General features: G+C 72.7%; 8 protein-coding genes and 1 riboswitch. Of the genes, 7 read left to right on the top strand and 1 reads right to left on the bottom strand.

Going from position 1 to position 9,576, the window contains the following annotated elements; translation table 11 throughout:
• Window positions 1-409 precede the first annotated feature (409 nt).
• A riboswitch (cyclic di-AMP (ydaO/yuaA leader) is annotated at window positions 410-563 on the top strand.
• 481 nt (window positions 564-1,044) lie between these two features.
• The 7 genes from AC08OV_RS19425 to AC08OV_RS19455 all read left to right on the top strand — a co-directional run bounded on the left by AC08OV_RS19425 (window position 1,045) and on the right by AC08OV_RS19455 (window position 8,029).
• A complete protein-coding gene (locus AC08OV_RS19425) occupies window positions 1,045-1,812 on the top strand; it encodes a peptidoglycan-binding protein (protein WP_476615460.1) in 768 nt (255 codons plus the stop codon).
• 224 nt (window positions 1,813-2,036) lie between these two features.
• Window positions 2,037-2,873, top strand: a complete 837-nt coding sequence (locus AC08OV_RS19430) for an AfsR/SARP family transcriptional regulator (RefSeq protein ID WP_476620068.1) — start codon at window positions 2,037-2,039, stop codon at window positions 2,871-2,873.
• Window positions 2,874-3,162: 289 nt separating this feature from the next.
• Window positions 3,163-3,273 carry a lasso RiPP family leader peptide-containing protein gene (locus AC08OV_RS19435; RefSeq protein WP_476593204.1) on the top strand — a complete coding sequence of 37 codons (111 nt, stop codon included), beginning with the start codon at window positions 3,163-3,165 and terminating at the stop codon, window positions 3,271-3,273.
• A complete protein-coding gene (locus tag AC08OV_RS19440; protein ID WP_476615462.1) occupies window positions 3,270-5,201 on the top strand; it encodes an asparagine synthase-related protein in 1,932 nt (643 codons plus the stop codon). Before AC08OV_RS19435 ends, AC08OV_RS19440 begins: the two co-directional genes overlap by 4 nt.
• Window positions 5,202-5,248: 47 nt before the next feature.
• Complete coding sequence (locus AC08OV_RS19445; protein ID WP_476604829.1) at window positions 5,249-5,566, top strand: lasso peptide biosynthesis PqqD family chaperone; 318 nt, start codon at window positions 5,249-5,251, stop codon at window positions 5,564-5,566.
• Entirely contained in the window at window positions 5,563-6,075 is a 513-nt protein-coding gene (locus tag AC08OV_RS19450; protein ID WP_462186037.1) for a lasso peptide biosynthesis B2 protein, read from the top strand. The genes AC08OV_RS19445 and AC08OV_RS19450 overlap by 4 nt, the downstream gene beginning before the upstream one ends.
• Window positions 6,053-8,029, top strand: coding sequence for an ABC transporter ATP-binding protein (locus AC08OV_RS19455; RefSeq protein WP_476620069.1), 1,977 nt, complete (start codon window positions 6,053-6,055; stop codon window positions 8,027-8,029). The genes AC08OV_RS19450 and AC08OV_RS19455 overlap by 23 nt, the downstream gene beginning before the upstream one ends.
• A 39-nt stretch (window positions 8,030-8,068) precedes the next feature.
• Here AC08OV_RS19455 and AC08OV_RS19460 read toward each other — a convergent pair whose 3' ends face one another.
• Window positions 8,069-9,544 (bottom strand): acyl-CoA synthetase, encoded by a 1,476-nt coding sequence (locus AC08OV_RS19460; protein WP_476613990.1) that lies wholly within the window; start codon window positions 9,542-9,544, stop codon window positions 8,069-8,071.
• Window positions 9,545-9,576 lie beyond the last annotated feature (32 nt).

A 9,576-nucleotide genomic window follows, 5' to 3' on the forward strand; every position in this document is an offset into this window, starting at 1 on the left:
GTTCGCGTTTGCGTACCCGCCCACACGCCACCCGACCCCCGGTCCAAGTTTCCCGCCCGCCGGGGGTTGTCGGGGTGCGCGGGGGCGCAGGGATTGCCGGGCGGCCGGGCGGTCCCCGTGGCTACCGGTCCTCGTGGCCACCGGTCCCCGTGGCCACCGGTCCCCGTCTCGACAGACCGGTCATATCGCCAAGATTCGGTCGTGACGGGTGATCTATATCGCTACCGGTAGCTGCTATTGATGTCCGAGAGTTGCGGCACCGCAGCGTTATGCACGCATCGTGACCAACATGTGCCCAGATTCGGCACAACTCGTACTTGTCACTACGGTCTGTAGTTCGCTACGGTTGCGAGGTATCAACAGCTCCGGGCCGACGCCGAGTTCTGCCCACGGTCCGGAGCTCCCTCCGAGAGACCTTGGGCAGAAGCGGGGGAACCACGTTCCTCCGGGTGGCTCGTTGCGGGCCGCCCTTGGGGTTAAGCCGTTACGCGCACGCCGCGGAAACGGCCGGGCTTCCCGGCCCGAACCCGACAGCTAACCTCGCAGGCGTACGGGAAGGACTCGACGTTGCCTGTGTTTCAGGAACGCTCGGCTCCGGTCTTCTGGACCGTGACGCCGTTCGGCGCGACCCGCGGTGCGTCCCCGCCATATTGGGCGCCGTTCTCGCCCTGACGTCTTCGCGAGAACGTGCCATCCGGTCGGTGCCCGTACCGGCCGATCGCGCTGACGCGCGATACCACCAGCTCGGCTGAAAGCCACCTGACCTCGTCATCCGTGGTCGGCTGACCCCTGCCGTCCACCGGGCCCGCCAGGCCCGGAACGGAATGACCGCGGCCGCCTGCCGGGCTGCTCAGCCCATCGACCCCGGAATCCCCAGGGCGCGTCGATCGGTCGTCCCCGGACGGACCCTCGGCGCACCGGGGGACCGGCACTGGGTGCTGCTCTTCTCCAGCGCGGTCGTCTCCGCTCGCCCTCCTTCGAGCGGCATCCCTCCCCTCGATCACCAGTCTGTGCTCGACGACACCGAAATGAGATGTCAAAGAAATGGCCAAGGGAAAGCATCGGAAAAATTCCACCCGGACCCGGGGCGCCGTTGTCGCCGCCGTCGGTGTGATCGGCGCCGGCGCCGGCATGCTCGCCACCGCGAGCCCGGCCAGGGCCGCCACCACGGTCCCCGATGTGACGATCGCCAGCGCGGCCGCGAACGCGGGACTGCCCGGCTGCCGCGGTGTCCCGCTGGCCACCTGGGTCGCGGTGGCTCTTGCGGAGTCCGGCGGCAACCCCTACGCCCACGCCACCTCCGGCGAGGACTCGCGCGGCCTGTGGCAGATCAACATGCGGGCCCACGCCGGCTGGGTGGGTAACCGCAACCTCTACGACCCAACCGTCAACGCCTGGGCGGCGAAGAAGGTCTGTGAAGGCCAGGGCATCACCGCCTGGAGCGCCTACACCAAGGGCATGCACTACCGCTACCTGGCCCGGGGACAGGCAGCGGCGGCGGCCGTCTCGCGCGGCGCGCGGTTCACGAACGTCTCCTACTCCTCGCTGGCTGCCCCGGCGCGTGCGGCTGCCCCGGCGCGTGCGGCCGTGGTGGCGCGTGCGGCCCGCTACCCGTCGCTGGCCATCGGCCTCGGGTTCCGCCTCGACGTGCACCAGATCCAGAAGAGGCTCGCCAGCCTTGGCTACCCGATCAGCGTGGATGGGAAGTTCGGGTACCAGACCAACCACATGGTCAAGGACTTCCAGCTGAAGCACGGTCTGGTGGTCGACGGGATCGTCGGGCCGCAGACGCGGGCGAAGCTCGGGATCTGACCCTGATCGAGGCCCGCCGACCGGGCGCCGGCGCTGTCGGGCGGTGTTCCCGACCCGCCCGAGAGCGTTGCTCGATATCCGCATGCACCGGATGACTACCCGGGGTGAGCTGGGGGTATTCAGCCACCGGGCCAGCACCGGGCCGGGAGACGGCACCGGCCCGGGCGGGACCAGCCGGCCCGCACGGGAAAACCGAAACGGGGGCCCGATCGATGAGAGCCACGATGCTCGACGACTACCTATCTGAGGCGAGTCCGAACGCATCTTCCGCGACCGGGGCCGGCCTCCTGTTCGCGGTCCTGGGACCGCTGGAGGTGCGGCGATCCTCGGGTGAGCAGGTCCGCATCGACCAGCGCAAGAAGCGCATCCTGCTGCTGACCCTGCTGCTGCACGCCGGCCAGTGGGTGAGTGTGGACGGGATGCGGCTCGCGCTCTGGCAGGATGCCCCGCCGCGCTCCGCTGGGGGCAACATCAAGACTTATCTCTCGGAGCTGCGGCACACCCTCCGGCCGCCCCTGGGCACGCCCGGAGCCGGGGGGAACGGCCCCGGGCGCATCGAGAGCCGGCCGGGGGAGTACCGCCTGGTCGTCGCGCCCGGTGAGATCGACGCTAAGCGGTTCGAATCGGCCGCTGAGCAGGGCCGCGCCGCCGTGCGTGCCGGCTCACCGGAACGCGCCGCCGGGTTTTTCGAAGGTGCCCTCGCGCTGTGGCGGGGGGACGCGTTCGACGAGCTCCCGGCGGAGATCGCAGGCTCGGAGGTCCTCCGGCTGGAGGAGGCTCGCTGGGCGGTGTGCGAGGACCTGATCGACGCCCGCCTGGCCCTCAGCGAGTACGATCGGGTGCTGCCGACCCTGCGGGCGCTCACGGTCGAACATCCGACCCGGGAACGTCTCTGGGCCCAACTGATCCTCGCGTTGGAACACACCGGCCGGCGGGCCGAGGCACTGGCCGAGTACCAGACGGTCTACCGGCGGCTGGTGACCGAACTCGGGATCGAGCCCGGTGTCGAACTGCGGCGTGCCCATCAGCATGTACTGAATCCGGACTCGTGGATCACCTGATACCACGGCCGTGCCGGCCGAGTCGTGCGGCGGTCGAGTTATGGGGACCTGAGCACGGTCCAGGGACCGCAGACCGTGCTCAGGTCCCCCAAATTCACCACCGGAAGTCAGCTGAACCGCCAGTGAACCCGGCGGGGGAATTTCAACCAGACGGGCCGGACCAGCTGGCCGGCGCCCGCGCCACGGGCGCGGCGCCGTCGTGTATCGCCACCGGCGCGCGTCGCAAGGGTGCGCGTCGCAAGGGTGCGCGTCACGGCGCGGGCGCGCGGAAACCGCTGAGGAGAAGACGATGAAGGCTACCTACCTCCCCCCGCGACTGGAGGATGCCGGCAGCTTCGCCGCAGTGACGAACGGCCGCTGGGGCTGGGGGCGTGACTATTTCTGGCGGCGTTTTGCGTGACGGCGGCCGGGGTGGCGGTGGTCCCGATTCCGTCCTGCTGGTTTCTGGTGCTGGCCGACCGTGATCCCGTCGTGCGTCCGCCGGGGGTCCGTCGCATGCTGCGGTACGCCTCCGGGCGGCCGTGGATCGTCGGCAACTGGCCGGACGACGCCATGGTCAGTGCCGTCGCCGGGCGCTCGCGACTGGCCCTGATCGGGTGTGCCGCGACCAACGCGCGACAGCTCCTGCGGCTGCTTCTCTCGGCCCGTGACGTGCATGCTCTCGACCTCGCGCGCGCGGTGGCCGGCGACTACCACGTGATCGCCGAAATCGACGGCCACCGTCGTATCCAGGGCAGCCCGACGGGAACCCGGCGGGTCTTCACCGCCCGGCTGGGCAGCCAGCTGGTCGCCGCCGACCGCGCCGACGTGCTCGCCCGGATCACGGGCGCCCCGCTGAACCGGGCGGCGCTGGCCCTGTCGCTGCTCGACCCGTCACCGCCCCATCCGCTCGACGACCTGGTGCTCTGGGAGCCGATCGACGCGCTGCCCCCGGATCACTACCTTCTCGTCGGCCCTGACGAGAAGGCCACTGTCCTGCGGTGGTGGCGTCGACCGGCACCGGTGCGGTCCCGTGCGGAGGGGGCGCCGACCCTGCGGGCGGCTCTCGCCGAGGCCGTGGCGGCGCGGGTCGCCGGCGGCGGGACGGTGAGCTGTGATCTGTCGGGCGGGCTGGACTCCACCTCGGTGTGCTGCCTGGCCGCGCGCGGCCCCGCCGACGTGGTCGCGCTCACCGGGATCGCCCGCGATCCCGGTGACGACGACGCCCAGTGGGCCGCGCGGGCCGCGGCCACGCTCCCCGGCGTCACGCGCGAGGTCCTGCCCGCCGCCGGGCTTCCCCTCGTCTACGACGGCATTGCCGACGCCGACGAACCGCTTGACCGGCCGTTCGTCGGCATCGTCGACCGGGCGAAGCTGCGCGCGGGTCTTGACCGGGTCGCGCTGTACGGGCCGCGGGTGCACCTCACCGGGTTCGGTGGCGACGAGGTCGCCTATGGCTGTCCCGCCTACCTCCCCCGGTTGTTGCGCCGCCGGCCCTGGCGGGCGCTGCACGACCTGCGCGGACACCGAGCGCAGGAGGGCTGGCCGCGGATGGCGTGTCTGCGGATGATGTGGCCGCGCGGCTACCGGGACTGCCTCGCCGACATGGCCGATGCGCTCGACCAGGCCCGCCGCGCCACGGTCGACCAGGCCCACCGTCCGGCCGGTTTCTCCGGTTTCTCCGGTTCCTCCGGTTTCGGCCGATCCCACCCGGGCGTCCTGGCCCCGCTCGACTGGGCCTTTCCGCCTGTGGTCCCGGGTTGGCTCACGCCGGCGGCCCTCGACCTGCTGGCCGGAGCGTTCGCGGAGGCCGCCCGGCGCGCCTGGCCGCTGGCCGAGACCCGGGACGGCCACGCCGATCTCTTCGCCATCCGCGCCGGCGCGGCGGTGTTCCGGCTGTTCGACCAGCTCGCCGATCCGGTCGGCCCGCCGCTCGCCGCCCCCTTCCTCGACGATCGGGTGGTCCGGGCGGCGCTGGCGGTGCGGCCCGAGGAGCGCACCGGTCCGTGGGAGTACAAACCGTTGTTGAAGGAGGCCATGCGCCGGGTGGTGCCACAGGAATGCCTGCGCCGCGAGACCAAGGCGGATGCCGCCGCCGAGGCGGATCAGGGCCTGCGCGCCAGCCAGGACGTCCTGGTGAAGCTGTGCGATGACAGCCCGTTGGCCGATCTCGGCCTGATCGAGCCGGACGCGCTGCGCCAGGCATGCCGATCTTCGTCCGTACCTGGTCATCGCCACCAGGCGCTGCAACCGACGTTCGCGGTGGACGCGTGGCTGCGGGTGCTCGCGAGCCGGCGGAGCCCTGACTGCGCTACCGGCGGGGCCCTGACTGCGCTACCGGAGGAGTGACTGCGCTACCGGAGAAGTTGAGTGAGCTACCGGAGGAGTGAGTGATCATGGTGACGCTGCGGCCTGACGTAGTGCGGGCGCCGACCGAGTACGGAGCGGTGCTCCTCCATATCGACAACGGCCGGTACTGGACCCTCAACCCCTCGGGTGACCTGGTGCTGCGGATCCTGCTCGACGGCGGCGACACGGCAGCCGCCGCCCGCGGGCTGTGTGAGGCCAGCGAGGTTGACCCGGAGACGGCGCGCCGCGACGTGGAGGGTCTGCTCGCCCAACTCGCGGACGTGGGCCTCATCGAGGCTGAGCCCGAACCCCGATGGTCACCCGAGACCGAGGCGGTTTGCGATCCCCGGGCGCAGGCCCGGTGACCGCGCCGATGGTGGTCGAGCGGCCGGAGGCGAAACCGTCCCTCGCTCGTCGGCTCGGCGCGCTGGTCGCCGTGGGGATCGCGCGGGTGCTCGCGACCCAGTCGCCGGCCCGCATCTGCCGGGTGCTCACGGAGGTGGGCGCGGGCGCCCGCCCGGCCGACTATGACACCGCGCTCGCCGCCCGGCAGGCGGTGACAGCCGTGAGCCTCACCTGCCGCGGCGCGCGGGGCTGCGTTCCCCGCTCGATAGCGACCGCCCTGCTGTGCCGGTTGACCGGAACGTTCCCGACGTGGCGTGTGGGGGTGCGCACCATCGCGCCGTTCGCCGCGCACGCGTGGGTCGAGGCGGACGGAGTGATCGTGGGGGAGTCGATGCCGGCCGGCTACCTGCGGCCGCTGCTCAGCGTCGGTCCGGGAACGGGAACCGGGCCGCGTCGCGCGGGCGGGCTTCGTGGGAGTGGCGGGCTTCGCGGAAGGGGCGTGCCTCGTGACGAGGGCGTACGTCGTTGAGGGGGAGGGCCAGGGAGTTGCCCGGGGGCCCGCGTTGCGGGGCGTCGTGGAACTCTGGGCGCTGCTGCGCGGCCGTCGCGGGGCGGTGGCGATCGCCACGGCGCTGACCGTGGTCGGCACCGCCGTCGGGGTGCTCCAACCGCTGCTCGTGATGCGGGTGATCGACGCTGCGCAGGCGGGGGGTATTCCCGGCTGGCTCATCGGGGCGCTGCTGGGTCTGTTCGTCGGCCAGGCGATGATCGACACCGCCGGGCACTACCTGCTCGAGCGCGTCGGCCAGGGCGTCCTGCTCGGCCTGCGCACCAGCCTGATCGGCCACCTGCTGCGGCTGCGCATGCGGGTGTTCGACACGCGGCGGATCGGGGATCTGATCTCCCGCGCGAATACCGACACGACCGTGGTGCGCGAGGCGGTGGCGTACAGCTTCACCTCCCTGGTCACCAGCGTGATCGGCGTCGTCGGCGCCGTCGCCCTGATGATCTGGTTGAACCCCTGGCTGTTCCTGCTCGTGCTCGGGGTGGTGGCGGTGGCCGGGGTCGTGGTACTCGGCGCGCTGTCCCGGATCAGGACGGTGTCCGAACGCGGGCAGGCCAGCGTCGGCGGCATGACCGCCGACCTGGAGCGCGCCCTCACCGCGATCCGTACCGTGCGGGCGAACCGCGCCGAGGGGCGGGAGGCCGCGCGCATCGGGGACCACGCCGCGGCCGCATACCAGGCCGGCATCCGGATGGCGAAGCTGGACTCGATCATCGCCCCCGCGATGCAGCTCGCGGTGCAGGGAAGCGTGCTGGTCGTGCTCCTGGTCGGCGGGATCCTGGTGGCGCGCGGTTCGGCCTCGCTCGGCAGCCTGGTCGCCTTCCTGCTGTATGCCACCTACCTGGTGATGCCGTTGTCGCAGCTCATCGAGGCGGCGGCGACCATCCAGCGGGGGATGGGGGCGCTGTCGCGGGTCAACGCGGTGTTCGCGCTGCCCCGGGAGGGCGACGACGAGCCCGTGCACGGTTCGCTGCGCCCCGTGGCGGCCGCGGCCCCCGGCGGGACGCGCCCGCCGGCACCGTTGTCACCCTCGTCCTCGTCACGAGTGTCATCCTCGTCCTCGTCACGAGTGTCATTCTTGTCCTTGTCACGCAGGGAGCCGCCGAACCCGCAGGTGCCGTCGATCGAGTTCCGTGACGTCTGGTTCGGCTACGCGGAGACGCCGGTGCTGCGCGGGGTGTCGTTCACGGTGCCGTCCCGCGGGCACGTCGCGCTGGTCGGGCCGTCCGGTGCCGGCAAGTCCACCATCCTGGAGCTCGTCGAGCGCTTCTACGAGCCGGACGCCGGAATGATCCTCTTCGCCGGCCACGACGTCCGCGCGATGCCCCGCGCGACCGCCCGCGGGTGGGTCGGGCTGGTCGAGCAGAACACCCCGGTGCTGCACGGCAGCCTGCGGGACAACATCACCTACGCGGCGCCGGAGGCGACCGAGGAGCAGATCACCGCGGTCCTGGCCACGGCGGGGCTGCGGGACTTCACCGACCGGCTGCCCGAGCGGCTCCGGACCCCGGTTGGTGATCATGGTGTGCTGCTCTCCGGCGGGGAACGGCAGCGGGTCGCGATCGCCCGCGCGCTGATCGCTCAGCCCGCGGTGTTGCTCCTGGACGAGCCCACGGCCCAGCTGGACAGCGTCAACGAGCAGGCGCTCACCCGCGCGATGCGCCGGATCGCCGCCGAGCGGGCACTGCTGGTCATTGCCCACCGGATCTCCACGGTGCGGGCTGCGGATCTCATCCTCGTGCTGAACGAGGGCCGCGTGGTCGCGCAGGGCCCGCACGAGGAGCTGATGGCGACCAGCGCGTTCTACCGCGGCCTCGCCACGGGCCTGCCGGCCGGTCCCGCCAGCCCCGCCGGGCCGGTCAGCCCGCCAGGGCGCGGGCGAGCAGGGACCGCAGGGCCTCCCGCTCCGGTGGGGTGAGCGCCCCGAGCACGCTCTCCTCGACGCCGTGACCTGCCCTCAGGGCGTTTCCGGGGGAGCCAGGGCGGACTTGCGGATCTTGCCCATCGAGTTGCGGGGGAGCTCGGCCACCAGGTGGATCTCCCGGGGCCGCTTGTGGATGGACAGCTCCCGCGCCACGAAGTCGATGAGCGCCTCGCTCGCCGTCGTCTCGCTCGGTGTCCCGCCCGCCGCACCGGCCAGGCCGGGGGCGACGACGAAGGCGGCGATGCGCTGCCCGAGGTCGTCGTCCGGCAGCCCGATGACGGCGGCCTCGCGCACGGCCGGGTGGGCCAGCAGCACGGCCTCGACCTCGCCCGCGCCCACCCGGTAACCGCCGCTCTTGATGAGGTCAGTGGATCGGCGCCCGACGATTCGGTGGTGGCCGTCCGGGGCGACGACCGCGGCGTCGCCGGTGCGGAACCAGCCGTCCGCGGTGAACGACGCGGCGGTGACCTCCGGGCGCCCCAGGTACCCGTCGAACAGGGTGGAACCGCGGACCTGCAGCTCGCCGATGCTCTCCCCGTCCGCGGGCAGCTCGGCCCCCGTCTCGTCGTCCACGAGCCGGGTCCGCACTCCCGGCAGGGTGGTGCCGACCCAGCCCGCCCGGCGCTCCCCGTCCGCCCGGGCGCTGATGGTGATCAACGTCTCGGTCATCCCGTACCGTTCGATCGGGGCGAGGCCGGTGAGGCCGGCGAGCCGGTCGATCACCGGCCTCGGCAGGGGGGCACTGCCCGAGACGAGCAGCCGGGCCGAGGCCAGGGCGCGGGCGGTGGTCGGATCGTCGCAGACCCGGGACCACACGGTCGGCACGCCGAAGTACAGGGTCCCCCCGGCCGCCGCGTACGCCGTCGGGGTCGGGCGGACGGTGTGGATCAACCGGCTGCCGGCCCGCAGCGCCCCGAGCACACCCAGGACCAGGCCGTGGACGTGGAACAGCGGCAGCCCGTGCACGAGCGTGTCCTCGGGCGTCCAGGCCCAGGCGTCGGCGAGGGCGTCCAGATCGGCGGCGATGGCCGGGGCGGACAGCACCACGCCCTTGGGGGCTCCGGTCGTCCCGGAGGTGTAGAGGATGAGCGCCGGTCCGGTTCCCCCGGACCCGGACCCGGACCCGGATCCGGACGTGGACCCGGACGTGGACCCGGACCCGGCAGCCCCCGACCGTGCGGTGAGATCGACCGGCACGGTGGGGATCGTGAGGTCGTCCCAGGCGGGGCTGCCGAGCAGCAGGGCGGTGCCCGAGTCGCGCAGGATGTGACCGCGTTCACGCGGCCCGGAGTCGGGCGGCACGGGTACCGCCGGCACCCCGGCGAGCAGGCAGCCGACGACCGAGACGACGGTGGCCATCGTCGCCTCGGCGTGCACGGCCACCGCCGGCGCGCCGGCCACCCGACCGGCGACGACGGACGCGGCCGCGAAGAGCTCGGCGCGGGTGAACTCGACCTCCCCGACCTGGACGGCGGGGCCGTCGTGCTCGACGGCTGGCAGTGGGAACAGCTTGACATCCTCCCCGGTCTGAAGGCCGGGGG

The organism is Frankia sp. CeTa3Moorea, assembly GCF_978021225.1.

Coding starts and splice junctions, on each gene's coding strand:
- AC08OV_RS19425 (WP_476615460.1), top strand. CDS start 1,045: ATGGCCAAGGGAAAGCATCGGAAAAATTCCACCCGGACCCGGGGCGCC.
- AC08OV_RS19430 (WP_476620068.1), top strand. CDS start 2,037: ATGCTCGACGACTACCTATCTGAGGCGAGTCCGAACGCATCTTCCGCG.
- AC08OV_RS19435 (WP_476593204.1), top strand. CDS start 3,163: ATGAAGGCTACCTACCTCCCCCCGCGACTGGAGGATGCCGGCAGCTTC.
- AC08OV_RS19445 (WP_476604829.1), top strand. CDS start 5,249: ATGGTGACGCTGCGGCCTGACGTAGTGCGGGCGCCGACCGAGTACGGA.